This window comes from Vibrio sp. YT-18, from assembly GCF_033337345.1.
Taxonomy (GTDB): Bacteria; Pseudomonadota; Gammaproteobacteria; order Enterobacterales; family Vibrionaceae; genus Vibrio; species Vibrio alginolyticus.
This window is the reverse complement of the sequence record NZ_JAWOQO010000018.1, coordinates 1-15,105: the sequence shown is the minus strand read 5'-3', so window position 1 is coordinate 15,105 and position 15,105 is coordinate 1. Positions and strand designations below refer to the sequence as shown.

17 protein-coding genes are annotated in these 15,105 nt (G+C 47.5%); 8 read left to right on the top strand and 9 right to left on the bottom strand.

Features of this window, described 5'->3' with window-relative positions:
- Positions 1–28: 28 nt before the first annotated feature.
- The 6 genes from R7M72_RS19620 to def all read right to left on the bottom strand — a co-directional run bounded on the left by R7M72_RS19620 (position 29) and on the right by def (position 6,398).
- Entirely contained in the window at positions 29–613 is a 585-nt protein-coding gene (locus R7M72_RS19620; RefSeq protein WP_005379050.1) for a DUF3157 family protein, read from the bottom strand.
- A 26-nt stretch (positions 614–639) separates the two neighbouring features.
- Positions 640–2,085: a TrkH family potassium uptake protein gene (locus tag R7M72_RS19615; protein WP_017821575.1), complete on the bottom strand. Its 1,446-nt coding sequence runs from the start codon at positions 2,083–2,085 to the stop codon at positions 640–642.
- A 9-nt stretch (positions 2,086–2,094) separates the two neighbouring features.
- Positions 2,095–3,471, bottom strand: coding sequence for a Trk system potassium transporter TrkA (gene trkA, locus R7M72_RS19610; protein WP_005379062.1), 1,377 nt, complete (start codon positions 3,469–3,471; stop codon positions 2,095–2,097).
- A gap of 63 nt (positions 3,472–3,534) precedes the next feature.
- Entirely contained in the window at positions 3,535–4,818 is a 1,284-nt protein-coding gene (gene rsmB / locus R7M72_RS19605) for a 16S rRNA (cytosine(967)-C(5))-methyltransferase RsmB (protein ID WP_318056297.1), read from the bottom strand.
- An 80-nt stretch (positions 4,819–4,898) separates the two neighbouring features.
- Positions 4,899–5,846, bottom strand: a complete 948-nt coding sequence (fmt, locus tag R7M72_RS19600; protein WP_005379066.1) for a methionyl-tRNA formyltransferase — start codon at positions 5,844–5,846, stop codon at positions 4,899–4,901.
- Between the two features lie 33 nt (positions 5,847–5,879).
- The gene (def, locus tag R7M72_RS19595; protein WP_005379068.1) at positions 5,880–6,398 is read right to left on the bottom strand and encodes a peptide deformylase; all 519 of its coding nucleotides are present in this window, start codon (positions 6,396–6,398) and stop codon (positions 5,880–5,882) included.
- A gap of 138 nt (positions 6,399–6,536) precedes the next feature.
- On the opposite strand from def, the gene R7M72_RS19590 reads away from it, so the two are divergent.
- The 4 genes from R7M72_RS19590 to R7M72_RS19575 all read left to right on the top strand — a co-directional run bounded on the left by R7M72_RS19590 (position 6,537) and on the right by R7M72_RS19575 (position 9,852).
- The gene (locus R7M72_RS19590; RefSeq protein ID WP_206959990.1) at positions 6,537–7,631 is read left to right on the top strand and encodes a LysM peptidoglycan-binding domain-containing protein; all 1,095 of its coding nucleotides are present in this window, start codon (positions 6,537–6,539) and stop codon (positions 7,629–7,631) included.
- Entirely contained in the window at positions 7,615–8,724 is a 1,110-nt protein-coding gene (dprA, locus tag R7M72_RS19585; protein WP_213867301.1) for a DNA-processing protein DprA, read from the top strand. The genes R7M72_RS19590 and dprA overlap by 17 nt, the downstream gene beginning before the upstream one ends.
- A 2-nt stretch (positions 8,725–8,726) precedes the next feature.
- Positions 8,727–9,206 (top strand): DUF494 family protein, encoded by a 480-nt coding sequence (locus R7M72_RS19580; protein ID WP_005379074.1) that lies wholly within the window; start codon positions 8,727–8,729, stop codon positions 9,204–9,206.
- Between the two features lie 76 nt (positions 9,207–9,282).
- On the top strand, positions 9,283–9,852 hold the full coding sequence (locus R7M72_RS19575; protein ID WP_017821580.1) for a type I DNA topoisomerase: 570 nt from the start codon (positions 9,283–9,285) through the stop codon (positions 9,850–9,852).
- A 65-nt stretch (positions 9,853–9,917) separates the two neighbouring features.
- On the opposite strand, the gene R7M72_RS19570 is transcribed toward R7M72_RS19575, so the two are convergent.
- Both R7M72_RS19570 and purE read right to left on the bottom strand, forming a co-directional pair.
- Entirely contained in the window at positions 9,918–11,051 is a 1,134-nt protein-coding gene (locus tag R7M72_RS19570) for a 5-(carboxyamino)imidazole ribonucleotide synthase (RefSeq protein WP_315956713.1), read from the bottom strand.
- 4 nt (positions 11,052–11,055) lie between these two features.
- Positions 11,056–11,541 (bottom strand): 5-(carboxyamino)imidazole ribonucleotide mutase, encoded by a 486-nt coding sequence (gene purE, locus R7M72_RS19565; RefSeq protein WP_005379082.1) that lies wholly within the window; start codon positions 11,539–11,541, stop codon positions 11,056–11,058.
- 199 nt (positions 11,542–11,740) lie between these two features.
- Here purE and R7M72_RS19560 point away from each other — a divergent pair, with 199 nt between their 5' ends.
- The 4 genes from R7M72_RS19560 to R7M72_RS19545 all read left to right on the top strand — a co-directional run bounded on the left by R7M72_RS19560 (position 11,741) and on the right by R7M72_RS19545 (position 14,465).
- The gene (locus R7M72_RS19560; protein WP_005379084.1) at positions 11,741–12,298 is read left to right on the top strand and encodes an L-threonylcarbamoyladenylate synthase; all 558 of its coding nucleotides are present in this window, start codon (positions 11,741–11,743) and stop codon (positions 12,296–12,298) included.
- Between the two features lie 47 nt (positions 12,299–12,345).
- Positions 12,346–13,263: an oxygen-dependent coproporphyrinogen oxidase gene (hemF, locus tag R7M72_RS19555; RefSeq protein WP_017635615.1), complete on the top strand. Its 918-nt coding sequence runs from the start codon at positions 12,346–12,348 to the stop codon at positions 13,261–13,263.
- Positions 13,264–13,364: 101 nt separating this feature from the next.
- The gene (aroE, locus tag R7M72_RS19550) at positions 13,365–14,198 is read left to right on the top strand and encodes a shikimate dehydrogenase (protein WP_065274968.1); all 834 of its coding nucleotides are present in this window, start codon (positions 13,365–13,367) and stop codon (positions 14,196–14,198) included.
- 3 nt (positions 14,199–14,201) lie between these two features.
- Complete coding sequence (locus tag R7M72_RS19545; RefSeq protein WP_005379090.1) at positions 14,202–14,465, top strand: DUF1488 domain-containing protein; 264 nt, start codon at positions 14,202–14,204, stop codon at positions 14,463–14,465.
- 7 nt (positions 14,466–14,472) lie between these two features.
- On the opposite strand, the gene R7M72_RS19540 is transcribed toward R7M72_RS19545, so the two are convergent.
- Complete coding sequence (locus R7M72_RS19540; protein WP_005379096.1) at positions 14,473–15,021, bottom strand: gamma carbonic anhydrase family protein; 549 nt, start codon at positions 15,019–15,021, stop codon at positions 14,473–14,475.
- Between the last annotated feature and the right edge of the window lie 84 nt (positions 15,022–15,105).

Genomic DNA, 15,105 nt, shown 5'->3' with positions numbered 1-15,105 from the left:
AGGCTCAACAAAGAATATTAAACACGTATTAGCGAGTTTTTACCTCTAGCACTTTGGCAGAAAACTGGTATTGCTGTGATTGCGGTACAGCCAATTTAATGCTCTTACCTTGTTCCGCTTGCTGTGGTCGCAGGTAGGTATCCGCCATGCGCTTGATGGATTGCCAAACCGTCACGTTTTCTTTTGCCAGTTGCTGACCAGACATATCAAACACTTGCACCTCAACTTCCACTTGAATGACAGATTGAGAGCTTTGGTTAGTGATTGATGTAGGTAAAATAAGCTCACCGCTTTGATAGCTTGCTGAACCAATCAATACATCCACACCTGAATCTGATAGCTGCATGGTTGGCTTTTTGGCGTTTACCACCACGGTCGTGCCAACGGTTTTCGTTACCACTGGAATTGTCGCAATCGCAGGAGCTGCGATTGTTTCAACTACGCTTGCTGTTGTTTGTGTCTCCGTCGCTTGCTGCGCCGGTTTTTTCATGACGTATTCCCAGGTAAAGTCATCGTTCAACTTCACTTCTCGACCATCAGCTAAAGTGATGACCTCGGCGGCGTATGTGGATGAGGCGGCAAGTAGGGTCGCCAGAGTAATCCATGTTTTCATTGTTATACCTTTTAATTAGAGTCTGCTTAGCGGCGCCAAAACGCAGGAAAGAACAGTACAAGAATAGTCAGAATTTCCAAGCGGCCCATTAACATCCCAAAGCTTAAGAGCCATTTGGCAGTATCGGGCAGAGGCGCGAAGTTGCCTGTTGGGCCAATCACACTGCCCATACCAGGGCCAACATTGGCAACGGCGGTGATTGAGCCAGAAATACTGGTCACAGGGTCGAGGCCTAGTGCACTTAAACAACCCGCGATAAAGATAATAGTGATAAAAAACATCAAGCCAAATGCCACCACTGAGCGAACAATATCATCATTCACCGGTCGCTGGTTATAACGCTGTACAAACACTCCTGAAGGGTGAATCAACTTCATCATTTGTTTGTTTAGCAGCGTCATTGCAATTTGGAAGCGGAAGATTTTGATCCCGCCAGACGTTGATCCTGAGCATGCCCCCGCCATCATTAAGAATGCGAAAAGAGTGGTGGGTAATGCGCCCCATGCGGTGAAGTCTTCTAAGCCAAAGCCAGTTGTGGTGACGACAGAGACAATATTAAACATCGACACTCGCAGGGCATCCAAAATGGTGTACCCATCTCGAATCACTAACCAAGCTGAAATCACTAAGCTTGAGAATACGAACAGGTACGCAAATCCTCTAACTTGAGCGTCGTTAACCAACACATCAATACGGCGTTTACGTAACGCGGCGATAAAGAGCAAAAACGGCAAACCACCTAAGAACATAAAGGTAGTGGCCACCCAGTGTGCGCCATTAGAGAAGTGGTTCATTGACCCATCAGATGTAGAGTATCCACCCGTCGATAGCGTAGTAAAGGCATGGTTGATTGCTTCGAACAGGTTCATGCCGGTGATCAAGTAGCCCAAAATACATAGGCCCGTTAGCATTAAATATACCGCTACGATGTTTTTGGCGACCGTTTTCGCTCTTGGACTACTTTTATCCGACCAATCTGATGATTCGGTTTGGAATAGCTTCATACCACCGACATTCAGCATAGGTAACACTGCTACCGCCATCACGATAAAACCAATGCCACCAAGCCATTGTAAAATAGAGCGCCACAGCAATATGCTCGGCGCCATGTTGTCTAGGCCACTGAGCACCGTTGAGCCCGTCGTGGTGATACCCGACATCGTTTCGAAGTAGGCGTCGGTGAAGCTGATGTGGTTGATAAACACAAATGGCAAGGCGGCAAACGCACTCGCGATGGTCCAAACCAAACTGGTGATGAGGAACATATCGCGTACGCTGAGTTTGAACTTGGCGGTTCGACCTATCGTTAGGCAGATGAAGGCGGCAAGGTGCGTGATCACAACGGCTTGGGCGAAATCGAGGAATCCCCCCGTACCGGTAAAGAAAGCGACCAAAGTCGGCACGTACATAAACAGGGCCAGTTTGGATAAAACCAGCCCGATAACAAACAGTACGGGACGTAAGTTGACCATAGGAAAATCCTAGAGGAAGAATGGACTCGGCTGGAATAGCGCTTCGACGTCTGATACGTATTTTTTGTTGACCAGGAACATCACCACATGGTCATCCTGCTCGATGACCGTACGGTCGTGGGCAATAAGAACTTCTTCGCCACGAACGATAGCACCAATGGTGGTCCCAGGTGGAAGCTTTATATCTCCAATCGCACGTCCAACCACTTTAGATGTACTTTCATCACCGTGAGCGACGGCTTCAATCGCTTCCGCAGCGCCGCGGCGAAGTGAGGATACGTTTACGATATCAGCGCGACGAACGTGCGTTAGCAAGGCTGAAATAGTGGCTTGCTGAGGTGAGATTGCTACATCAATTACGCCGCCTTGTACCAGGTCTACATAAGCGCCACGTTGGATCAGCACCATCACTTTTTTAGCGCCCATGCGTTTTGCCAACATTGCAGACATGATGTTGGTTTCATCTTCGTTGGTCAGCGCGATGAAGACGTCGACTTGGTCGATGTTCTCTTCCGAGAGAAGCTCTTGGTCTGCCGCATCACCGCAGAACACGATGGTGTTTTCTAGTTGCTCAGAGAGCTTTTCTGCACGCTGGTAGTTACGCTCAATCAGCTTCACGCTGTAAGTTTGCTCTAGGCGTTTAGCCAAGCTTGCGCCGATGTTACCCCCGCCAACAATCATGATGCGGCGGTACGGTTTTTCTAGACGCTGAAGCTCACTCATCACTGAGCGAATATGATTACTTGCTGCAACGAAGAACACTTCATCGTCGGCTTCAATAATCGTGGTGCCTTGTGGGCGAATCGGGCGACCCTGGCGGAAAATAGCCGCCACACGGGTATCGATGTGCGGCATGTGCTCACGCAAAGCAGACAGCGCATTACCCACCAGCGGGCCACCATAGTAGGCTTTCACCGCCACTAGGCTGACTTTCTGTTCAGCAAAGCTCACCACTTGCAGCGCGCCTGGGTATTGGATCAGACGTTCGATGTAGCTCGTGACGAGTTCTTCTGGTGCGATAAGGTGATCAACAGGAATAGCACCAGATTTAAACAGGGCTTCTTTTTCGGCCAGATATTCTGGAGAGCGAATACGCGCAACGCGGTTTGGGGTATTGAATAGAGTGAACGCGACCTGACAGGCGGCCATGTTGGTTTCATCAGTGTTGGTTACTGCGACGAGCATATCGGCGTCTTGCGCGCCAGCTTCGTGTAGCACGTCTGGATGGCTCGCATGGCCATTGACCACACGTAGGTCGTATTTGTCCTGCAATTCACGCAGTCGGTCGGCATTATTGTCGACGATGGTGATGTCGTTGTTTTCACCCACTAGGTTTTCTGCCAGTGTGCCGCCAACCTGACCTGCACCAAGAATAATGATCTTCATACTCTTTTCTCGTATCTGAAAAAGGCGATTGAAATCACTCCAATCGCCCTATTTAGCATGCTGTTACGCGTGTGTTTTAGTTAGCACTGCGTAGTAGAAACCATCCATATCTTCTTCGCCTGGTAGAATTTGACGACCAGGCTGGTCGGGATCAGAATCCAGCAGTTGCGCATCCGCGGTACGTGCTAAAAACGCTTTTACTTGCTCCACGTTTTCTTGCGGTGTGATTGAACAAGTCGCGTAAACCATTGTGCCGCCGGGTTTCAGTTGCGTCCACATGGCATCAAAAATTTCACTCTGTAGCTCTGCTAATGCGGCGATGTCGTCTGCACGACGTAGCCATTTGATGTCTGGGTGACGACGAATCACGCCAGTCGCAGAACATGGGGCATCCAGCAAAATGCGATCAAATTGCTCGCCTTGCCACCATTCTTGTGGATTACGCGCATCACCGCAAACCACTTTTGCCTGAAGGTTGAGACGCTTCAGGTTTTCATGCACACGTTTCAGGCGTGTGTCGTCGCAGTCAATCGCGACCACTTCACTGCCCGACGTGCGCTCTAGAATATGCGCAGTCTTGCCACCTGGCGCAGCACAGCAATCTAAAATCAGTTCGCCGTCTTGTGGTTTTAGGTAGTTGATCGAGAGCTGCGCCGCCGCATCTTGGACCGAAACCCAACCTTTTTCAAAACCAGGTAGCTTCATCACATCACATGGTGCGGCCAATTTTATGGCGTCCATTGCTTCTGTGTGTGGCGTGCTATCAATGTTTTCATTTTTGAGCAGCGCAAGGTATTCATCACGAGTGTGGTGTTGATGGTTCACACGCAGCCACATTGGTGCTTTTTGGTTGTTCGCATCAACAATGCTTTCCCATTGCTGTGGGTAGGCCTCTTGCAGCAGTTTTAGTAACCAGCTTGGGTGACCGTACTTGCCAGCGTTGTTGCTGACGACCATTTGGTCGAGTTCTTCTTGGTTGCGCTGGTAGTTACGCAATACCGCGTTAATCAAACCACGCAGACGAGGACCTTTCAGCTCTTTAGTGCCTTCAACCGTTTCACCGACTGCTGCGTGCGCAGGAATACGCATGAAGCTCAGTTGGTAAATACCAACCAGAATTAGGTGATGGAATACACGTTGTTTGCCTTTGAGCGGCTTATCCATCAACTGGTTTGCGATCATTTCTAGGCGAGGGAGGTAACGTAGCGCACCGTAACAGATCTCTTGTAACAGAGCGTGGTCACGAGGTCGTACCGTTTGTTGAGCCGCTGGAAGAGCGCTTGAAAGTGAGTGGCCCTTGTCGACGACAAGATACAGGACGTTAGCAGCCGCAGCGCGAACATTCATGATGAGTACCTTAAAGTAAAGGAGGGCATCTCTGCCCTCTAAAAGTTCGTATAATTGGGGATAATAACCCCTAGTATGGCTTAAACCAGCAGAGTGCCGACTTCAAACCAAGCCGCACGCGAGTTCAGAATATCCTGAACTGACATGGCTTTTTTGCCAGGAACTTGCAGTTGCTCTAGCACCAGTACGCCGTTGCCTGTCGCAACATAAATACCGGTTTTATCTGCTTGTACGATGGTGCCGGCTGGCTTGTCACTGGTTTGCTCTGCCACACGGCTTTGCCATACTTTGATGCTGTTTTCTGCCGCCTCAAAGTGGCTCATTGGCCATGGGTTAAATGCACGAACGCAGCGCTCAATGTGCGCCGCATCGTCGTTCCAGTTGATGCGTGCTTCTTCTTTGCTGAGCTTTTTCGCATAGTTCGCTAGCTCATCGTCTTGCTTCACTGGCACTGCTTTACCCGCAGCAATGTCTACTAGGCAGTCAATCAGGGCTTCTGGACCAAGCTCAGCCAATTTTTCGTACATTGAAGCGCTGGTATCTGTCGCTTCGATTGGCAGAGTTGCAATCTTCAGCATATCACCAGTGTCGAGACCGATGTCCATCTGCATGATGGTCACGCCAGTTTCTGCATCGCCCGCCCAAATAGAGCGTTGGATTGGAGCCGCACCACGCCAACGAGGTAGGATAGAACCATGTACGTTGATACAACCCAGTTTAGGGGTATCAAGAACCGCTTGTGGCAGCAGCATACCGTACGCCACGACAACCATGAGATCGGCGTTCAGATCGGCAAGTTCTTGTTTCGCTTCGTCGGACTTAAAGCTTTCAGGTTGGTAAACCGGGATGTTGTGTTCTAGCGCCAGTTGTTTTACCGGTGGCGCAGCCAATTTTTTGCCACGACCCGCTGGACGATCTGGGTTTGTGTAAACCGCGATGACTTCATGCTCCGAAGACAACAACGCCGCCAAGTGACGGGCGGCGAAATCCGGAGTACCTGCAAAGACAATTCGTAAAGACTGACTCAAGGTAGACTTCCTTCTAATTGGTATGGTTCGAGATTAAGCGTTTTGCTGCTTCTCGTTAAAGCGTTTGATTTTCGCTAGCTTGTCCTGAATGCGTTTGCGTTTCAGTGGCGATAGGTAATCCACGAACAGCTTACCTTGTAGGTGATCAAGCTCGTGTTGAACACAAATCGCTAGCAGGTCGTCGGCTTCAAAGGTGAACTCTTTGCCATCACGATCCAGTGCTTTAACGGTAACTTCTGCAGCGCGAGGCACAAGTGCGCGCGCACCTGGTACCGACAGACAGCCTTCTTCGATGCCATCTTCGCCACGCTTTTCCAGAATCTCAGGGTTGATTAGCACCATCGGCTCATCGCGAGTTTCTGAAATATCAATCACTACGATACGTTTGTGAATATCAACCTGCGTTGCAGCAAGGCCAATACCTTCTTCGTCGTACATGGTTTCAATCATGTCATCGACGATTTTTTGAATCTCAGGTGTCACCGCTTCAACAGGCTTTGCGACTGTGCGCAGGCGATCATCCGGGAATGTTAATACTTGTAATACAGACATATTCACTCGAAATATTGAACTGTGCCGAAACAGCACAAACCTTGTTGGCTCAATTCTAGACATTTTATAGCCTAAATGACAGCATCCTTGCACCAATTTCCATTCTGGTTCCTGCTTAATAGACCAAGGACGAGGGTCATGAATCGAATTTTCCGCAACGTTGCCAGTGTTACGTTGCCGTTACTTTTCTCTTTCAACGCTGTAGCAAATGTGGATGCGAACCCACTGACTGTTAAAGATGATGCGCCACAAACATATGTAGTTGTGAAGGGCGATACGCTATGGGATATTTCGGCCATGTACTTGGATAGCCCGTGGTTGTGGCCTCGTTTATGGCAAGTAAACCCGGAAATCGATAACCCTCATTTAATTTATCCCGGAGACAAGCTGTCTTTGGTATGGATTAACGGTCAGCCCGTGTTGAGCCTAAAACCGGTTAAGAAGCTGAGCCCGAAAGCTCGCATCACAGAAAAGAAAGCCGTACCAACGGTCGCGGAAGGTTTGGTGATGCCTTACCTCAAATCGGATCGGTTGCTAGATAAAGATTCGTTGAACAATGCTGCAAAAGTGATGGGTAGCAGCAAAGGCAGTAAGTATCTGACTACAGAAGATGTGCTGTATATCAATGGCAATCAGACCGCGACAGGTTGGGCTATTTACCGACCAGTAGCTACCTTTTCGCGTGACGATGTGTCCGAAGAGATTACCGCGCTGCGTTTGATTGCCAAAGGCGAGCTCGTTGAAGCTTCGAGTGATTATTCAGGTTTGAAGCTTACATCGCAAATGCAAGAAATCCTACGTAACGATATCGCGTTGCCAAATCAATCGGTTGAGAATACTGACTTCACGACTACGTTCTATCCGCTGCCGTCGCCACAAGGCAGTTCTGCAAAGTTGCTAGGTAATATCGAAGGTATTCGCTTTAGTTCAACTAACCAAGTCGTGGTGATTGATAAAGGCACGTCAGATAATCTCAAGCAAGGCAGTGTGTTTGATTTAAAAGAAGACGCGCACCCAGTTTACAAAGATGGCGATGAGTTCAAGAAAGAGTTTGGCGTGCTTGATAAGAAAATTACTTTGCCTCAAAGCAAAGTTGGTGAGTTGCTGGTCATTCGCCCTTATGAGTACTTTAGCTTGGCACTGATCACTAACAGTACGAAACCCATTAACCAAGATATTTCGGTGGTGTCACCGTTGGCGGACGAATTAACCATCGATGAATCGACGAAATAACGATGATCTCGCTGCCTGGTTAAAACTGAGTTGTTTACCAGGCATTGGCGGCGTCAAAATGAATAAGCTACTGGCAAGAGACACGCCACGTAACATCGTAAACTTCTCTCCTGAACAGCTACAACAACTTGGGTTAACAACTAAGCAAATTCAAGCTTGGGCTTCAACAGATAAAGAAGTCGATGCTTGTTTAAGCTGGCTTGAGGCTTCTACAAATCATCATATCCTGACACTGACTGACCCGTGTTATCCACCTCAACTCAAACAAATCGTTGCACCGCCACCTCTACTTTTTGTTCAAGGAAACCCTACTTGTCTCTCTCAGCCACAAATCGCGATGGTTGGCAGTCGAAATGCGAGTATTGATGGATTACAGCATGCACGTCAGTTTGCTGCAGAGTTTGTTCAGCACGATTTTATTGTCACCAGTGGTCTCGCTTTAGGCATTGATGGTCATGCGCATGATGGTGCGTTGCAAGCGGGTGGTAAGACGATTGCGGTGCTAGGATCTGGTTTAGCAAATATTTATCCAGCACGTCATCGTAGTTTAGCGCAACGTGTTATTGAACACGGGGCTTTGGTGTCTGAGTTTCGGCCTAATGCCAAGCCGCGCCCAGAAAACTTCCCGCGTCGTAATCGTATTATTAGTGGATTATCGCTTGGTGTACTGGTCGTCGAGGCGGCGAAAAAGAGCGGCTCGTTAATTACAGCTCGTTACGCGCTTGAGCAAGGTCGAGAAGTATTTGCGCTGCCAGCGTCAATCAATGCCCCCAATGCCTGCGGTGGAAACCAGTTGATACGTCATGGTGCTTGCCTCGTAGAAAAGACGAAAGATGTCTTAGATGAAATACAGTCCTTGCTTGATTGGTCTATTAATCAGAGTACCGATTTATTTTCTACGTTAAATGATGAAGAAGAATTGCCATTTCCTCAGCTGTTAGCTAACGTAGGAAGTGAAGCTACACCGGTTGATATTCTTGCAAACAGGACCAATATACCTGTCCAAGAAGTCATGATGCAGCTCTTAGAGTTAGAACTCTCTGGGCATGTCGTTGCGGTTTCAGGTGGCTATATTCGAAAGGGGAGGGGCTAGCTATGATGATGGATATACTGATGTATCTATTCGAAACCTACATCCATAGCGATGCAGAGTTACAGGTCGAACAAGACGAGTTGGAAGAAGAATTGCTCCGTGCAGGCTTCCAACAAAAAGATATCTACAAAGCCCTTGTCTGGTTAGAAGAGCTTGCCGCATTGCAGCAAAGTGACACCTCTTCTGCAATCTCGACTTGCATGGCTTCGTCATCAACTCGTATCTACACAGCGAAAGAGATGCAGCGTTTAGATTTGGAATGCCGAGGATTTCTATTGTTTCTCGAGCAAATCAATGTGTTAACCACAGAAACTCGCGAAATGGTGATTGACCGAGTGATGGGATTAGAAACGAGTGAGTTTGAGCTTGAAGACCTCAAATGGATCATTCTGATGGTGCTGTTTAATGTGCCTGGCAACGAAAACGCTTACACGCTAATGGAAGAGCTGTTGTACACCAAGGAACAAGGGATTCTTCACTAACCATCTGGGCAAGTTCGAGTTTAGCCAGAATAAACGCGAGCTTGTCTTTTTGTGTGTTTTTCACGAAACGGTAAGTATGAGTAGTAAAATCGACAACACCCTTTTCTCTGCCCATGAACACGCTTTGGAGCACGAGCCGTGTCCAAAATGTGGTGGTGAGCTGACTCTCAAGCACGGAAAACATGGCCCATTTCTCGGCTGTAACCATTACCCAAGCTGTGATTACATTAAACCGCTACACAGCAATGATGGTCACATCGTGAAAGAGTTGGGTGTGCCTTGTCCTGAGTGTGGCAATGAGTTGGTTCTCCGCCAAGGGCGCTACGGTATGTTCGTTGGTTGTAGCCATTACCCGGCTTGTCATCATATTGAGTCGATTAATCAACCAGAGCCAGAGGCGCAGTCACAAGAGCAACACGCTTGCCCTGAATGTGGCAAAGGACATTTGGTTGAGCGTAAAACCCGATTTGGCAAAACATTCTACGCGTGTGATAACTACCCTAAATGCAAATTTGCTGTGAACCTTGCTCCGGTCAAGGGGCGATGCGAAGAATGTGGTTTTACTTTGTTGGTGGAGAAGAAACTCGCCAGTGGTGTGAAATTGCAATGTGCCAACCGTAAGTGCCAGCACACCCAACAAGGGTAAATACATCAAAGGAATTAAAAAGGGTCGCATCGTGCGACCCTTTTTTTATTTTTTGCTGCCAAACGTTAGTGTTGAGGCTGTTTAGCGAACGCTTGCACGGCTGGGAAAGCTATTGGGTCTAAGATGTCTGCCAGAGCGCACAACCTACGGTGCAATTCTCCTGGGTAGTCGCCACACACGTTGATGTGTCCCATCTTGCGACCTGCACGTTTCTCTTTGCCATACCAATGAATGTGGCAACCATCCATTAATAACAATGCTTCTGGTAGTGTGTCTTCACCAAGAATATTAATCATTGAGGTTTCACGAACCAATTTCGTACTGCCTAATGGTAAGCCGCACACTGCGCGCAGATGGTTTTCAAACTGACACGTTTCTGCACCTTGCTGTGTCCAGTGACCAGAGTTGTGCACGCGTGGAGCAATCTCATTCACTAAAAGTGCCCCATCGACATCAAAGAACTCAAGCGCTAATACGCCAACGTAATCTAGGCTATCTGCGACTGCCGTGAACATTTGCTTTGCTTGTTCCTGTAACCCTGGCGCATCAATCGCAGTAGAAAGACTCAATACACCGTTGGTGTGGACGTTCTCTGCCAGAGGATACACTTCCACACTGCCATCTTTGCTTCGAGCACCAACCAGTGATACTTCGCGGTTAAAAGGAACAAACTCTTCAGCAACAATCGCTTGAGTTGGTGTTGCCGCGATGCACTCTGCCATCTCAGTCCAAATGTCGTCGACTTGAGAAGCTTCTTTTAAGCGCCATTGGCCTTTACCATCGTAACCACCTAATGCACTTTTCAGAACCATTGGCATACCAACGTGTTCAATTGCGCGGTCAAAGTCTTCACGAGTTTCAATGACGTAGTATTTCGCGTTGCGCACGCCAGCATCATCAAGCAGTGCTTTTTCAATACGGCGATCACCACCTGCTTTGATGGCTTGCGTACTTGGTAGAAACTTGCCGCTCGCTTCGCAAACCTTGAGCACGTCATGTGGAATATGCTCGAACTCGGCAGTAATCACATCAACTTGCGTAATCGCATTTTCCAAGCCATGGCCAAGTACCTGTTGAGTTAAAGGGTGAACGACATCACCGCTGCTGATATCGTAAGCTGAAATTTGAATATTCAGTGGCGCACCAGCCAGAGACATCATACGAGCCAACTGACCCGCACCAAGAACCAGTACATGCATCTGATTAATCCTCTGCAGGGTTTGGATTTGCGAGAACTGTTTCCGTTTGCTCATTACGGAATGCTTCTACCTTCGCCATGATGTTTTCATCATGAGTGCCTAGGATTTGCGCTGCTAGGATACCGGCGTTTGCTGCGCCCGCTTCGCCAATCGCCAATGTACCAACCGCAATTCCCTTTGGCATCTGTACAATAGAAAGCAGTGAATCCATACCTTTCAGTGCACGAGACTGAACGGGAACCCCAAGCACTGGCAAACTAGTAAACGCCGCCGCCATACCTGGTAGGTGGGCTGCACCACCTGCGCCTGCGATGATAACTTTGATGCCGCGTTCTTTTGCGCCACTAGCGTAGTCAGCCAGTAATTGAGGAGTTCGGTGTGCTGACACGACTTTTGTTTCGTAAGGCACGCCAAATTGGTCTAGCATGTCCGCTGCTAGTTTCATGGTTGGCCAATCGGATTTAGAACCCATGATGATACCGACTTTCATCTCAAACTCCTTTAAGCTGCAAAAATTAGGTGAGCTATAAATTTGTGCGCATTATACGGGGATTTTTATCTCAAGCAAACGTTTGCGTCTTGTTGTTGGCGCTATTGATACATTTTATAAAAAAATTGCTTTAGTGTCTGAGAATGAATATTTGTACACTTAGTGAAAACAACACAGTCAAACAAATAGGAAGTAATCGGTGGATAACTTTGAACAAGTGCTCAACGCACTCAAGCAAGGCGAAGTGATTGCCTATCCAACAGAAGGGGTTTTTGGTGTCGGATGTGATCCAGATAACCCAGAAGCAATTCAAAAGCTATTAGAGCTCAAGCAGCGTCCGGTAGAAAAAGGGCTGATTCTCATCGCGGCAAGTTATGATCAGCTCTTGCCTTATATTGATGAATCTCAGTTGACTGAAGAACAATTACAGACTGTTCATGCCACTTGGCCAGGCCCATACACCTGGATCATGCCAGCGAGCGATAAAGTATCCAACTGGGTTTCAGGGCAGTTTGATTCAATTGCGGTTCGTGTGACTGATCATCCTTTGGTGCAAAAAATGTGTAATGCATTCGGAAAGCCGTTAACCTCTACCAGCGCGAATCTTTCCGGCTTACCACCGTGTATGACCACGGAAGAAGTCGAAGAGCAGTTGGGTGATAAGCTGGTCGCCATTCTTCGTGGCGAGACCAGCGGTCGTGATAAACCCAGCGAGATTCGTGACGCCAAAACTTCACAAATATTAAGACAGGGTTAACCCTGCTAGCCAGCCATCATTAGGTTTCACGTAATAGGTAATAACGTATGTCAGCGATCGATAAGCACGCCGTAAAGCAGTTCTTGATGTCACTTCAGGACTCCATTTGTCAGCAGTTAGAACAAGAAGATGGAAAGGCCGTCTTTGTCGAAGATGCATGGCAACGTGAAAAAGGAGAGCGTCTGGGTGGCGGTGGTCGCTCACGTGTTTTGCGTGATGGCCTTGTTTTCGAGCAGGGAGGCGTGAACTTCTCGCATGTGGAAGGGAAAGAAATGCCAGCATCTGCGACAGCGCATCGCCCAGAGCTAGCGGGTCGTCGTTTTGAAGCGATGGGTGTTTCTTTGGTTATTCACCCTAAAAACCCTTACGTACCGACTTCACACGCCAATGTCCGCTTCTTTATTGCAGAAAAAGATGGCGAAGACCCAATTTGGTGGTTTGGTGGTGGTTTTGACCTAACACCGTTCTACCCATTTGAAGAAGATTGCCAATCATGGCACGACACTGCAAAACAGCTTTGTGCACCATTTGGTGACGATGTTTACCAAGAGCATAAAGCATGGTGTGACAAATACTTCTTCCTACCACATCGTAATGAAACTCGCGGTGTTGGCGGTTTGTTCTTTGATGATCTAAACCAGTGGGAATTTGATAAGTGTTTTGCTTACATCAAAGCAGTGGGTGAAGGCTATTGCCAGGCTTACTTGCCGATCGTTTCTCGTCGTAAAGAGATCAAGTATGGTGAGCGTGAGCGTGAATTCCAACTATATCGTCGCGGCCGTTACGTAGAGTTCAACTTAGTGTATGACCGTGGCACCTTATTTGGTTTACAAAGTGGTGGGCGTACTGAGTCGATTCTGATGTCAATGCCGCCGCTCGCTCGCTGGGAGTACTGCTACGAGCCAGAAGCGGGATCGCCAGAAGCTGAACTTTACGAGCGATACCTAACGCCCCGAGAGTGGTAAGCACGGAATCTCCTTTTCTATATAGATAGATAGTGATAGGGTCATCTGTAATCAGGTGGCCCTGTTTTCTCTATATCTAAGTAAGGAACAAAGGTAAGGAAATGACCCAGCAAATCGATCGCTATGCCGTGTTTGGTAATCCTATCGGACACAGTAAGTCGCCATTCATTCACACCTTGTTTGCTCGTCAAACTAATCAATCTTTGGTGTATACCGCAGAAAGTGCACCTGTTGATGGTTTTATTGACGCGGCGAAGGTGTTTTTTGCTGAAGGTGGCAAGGGGTGCAACATCACTATGCCATTTAAAGAAGATGCTTATCAATTTGCTAGTCGATTGACAGAACGGGCTCAGTTAGCAGGCGCGGTAAATACCCTCAAGAAGTTAGACGATGGTGAAATCATCGGTGACAACACTGATGGTGCAGGTTTAGTGCAAGATCTGCTTCAGCATCAGGTTGTATTGGAAGGCGCGCGAATCCTAATTATTGGCGCTGGTGGTGCAGCTCGTGGTGTTATTAAGCCACTACTCGATCAAAAGCCGACCTCTTTAACCATTACCAACCGTACCTTTAGTAAAGCACAGGAGCTTGCAGAGCTGTTTGTCTCTCACGGTCCTATCCGCGCCAAAGAGATGGCAAGTATTGATGAAGAGTATGATGTCATCATTAACTCCACATCCGCTTCTCTAAGTGGTGAACTGCCGACTATTTCATCCTCCATCTTTGCCGCTAACAGTACAAGCTATGACATGATTTATGGCAAAGGGGTGACGAGCTTTAACTTATGGGCAAAAGAGAATGGTGCCGCTCATGCGTATGACGGTCTTGGAATGTTAGTTGGGCAGGCTGCGGAAAGCTTTATGCTTTGGCGTGGCTTACGTCCTGGTGCTAAACAAGTTCTCAGAGAACTAAGAAAGAATCTTGAAGGTCAATAAGCGATGAATCAATCCATCTTATTCCCAGATATTCAATCATGGGATGAAGTATCACAATCGGTAAACTTTTCGGCGCAACAATCAGGCGCACTAATAGAGTGCTTTGTGACGAAACAAAAGTTAGAAAAGCTCAGTGGTTCACTGATTGAAACTGAGCAAGCGGCAATTAAAGTGTTTACTGATTACAGATTCGACCTAGAAGAAATGGCTGAAGAGCTAATAGAAGATGAAGCCTTCAACGAAGAAGGCCATATCATCATCGGTTAACAGGGTTTTAGTTCAAGTCTTTTACTTCATTTAAGTAGTCGTTTTTGTTCTGCACATAGTTATTGGCAGACTTTTGCAAGAAAGCTCGTTCTTTTTCTGATAGAGGGCGAGCTTGTTTTACTGGGCTTCCAACATATAAGTAGCCACTTTCTAATACTTTCCCAGGTGGCACTAAACTGCCTGCTCCGATCATCACCTCTGACTCAATTACAACAGCATCTAAAACAATAGCTCCCATACCAACCAAAACACGATCGTGGATCTCACAACCGTGCAGCATCACTTTGTGGCCAATCGTAACGTCATTACCAATAATCAATGGGTAGCCGTTTGGGTTTTCGGCGTTCTTATGGGTGACATGCAAAACACTGCCATCTTGAATATTCGTTCGATCACCAATGTGAATGTGGTTTACATCACCTCGCGCTGCTACCAGTGGCCAAATGCTAGAATCATCGCCAATTCGGATATCACCGACTAAAACAGAGGTTGGGTCAACGTAAACACGCTCACCAAGTTCAGGCTTTATACCTTTGTAGCTTCTCATTGAGCTCATCTTTTTTCCTTATTCAGGGCGATTACAGGGTGTATGGAGGTAGAATAGTAGTGAAAACTCGCCTTTTAGAATAAAAAACACCCA

Coding starts and splice junctions, on each gene's coding strand:
- R7M72_RS19620 (WP_005379050.1), bottom strand. CDS start 613: ATGAAAACATGGATTACTCTGGCGACCCTACTTGCCGCCTCATCCACA.
- R7M72_RS19615 (WP_017821575.1), bottom strand. CDS start 2,085: ATGGTCAACTTACGTCCCGTACTGTTTGTTATCGGGCTGGTTTTATCC.
- trkA (WP_005379062.1), bottom strand. CDS start 3,471: ATGAAGATCATTATTCTTGGTGCAGGTCAGGTTGGCGGCACACTGGCA.
- rsmB (WP_318056297.1), bottom strand. CDS start 4,818: ATGAATGTTCGCGCTGCGGCTGCTAACGTCCTGTATCTTGTCGTCGAC.
- def (WP_005379068.1), bottom strand. CDS start 6,398: ATGTCTGTATTACAAGTATTAACATTCCCGGATGATCGCCTGCGCACA.
- R7M72_RS19590 (WP_206959990.1), top strand. CDS start 6,537: ATGAATCGAATTTTCCGCAACGTTGCCAGTGTTACGTTGCCGTTACTT.
- dprA (WP_213867301.1), top strand. CDS start 7,615: ATGAATCGACGAAATAACGATGATCTCGCTGCCTGGTTAAAACTGAGT.
- R7M72_RS19580 (WP_005379074.1), top strand. CDS start 8,727: ATGATGATGGATATACTGATGTATCTATTCGAAACCTACATCCATAGC.
- R7M72_RS19575 (WP_017821580.1), top strand. CDS start 9,283: ATGAGTAGTAAAATCGACAACACCCTTTTCTCTGCCCATGAACACGCT.
- R7M72_RS19570 (WP_315956713.1), bottom strand. CDS start 11,051: ATGCATGTACTGGTTCTTGGTGCGGGTCAGTTGGCTCGTATGATGTCT.
- purE (WP_005379082.1), bottom strand. CDS start 11,541: ATGAAAGTCGGTATCATCATGGGTTCTAAATCCGATTGGCCAACCATG.
- hemF (WP_017635615.1), top strand. CDS start 12,346: ATGTCAGCGATCGATAAGCACGCCGTAAAGCAGTTCTTGATGTCACTT.
- aroE (WP_065274968.1), top strand. CDS start 13,365: ATGACCCAGCAAATCGATCGCTATGCCGTGTTTGGTAATCCTATCGGA.
- R7M72_RS19545 (WP_005379090.1), top strand. CDS start 14,202: ATGAATCAATCCATCTTATTCCCAGATATTCAATCATGGGATGAAGTA.
- R7M72_RS19540 (WP_005379096.1), bottom strand. CDS start 15,021: ATGAGCTCAATGAGAAGCTACAAAGGTATAAAGCCTGAACTTGGTGAG.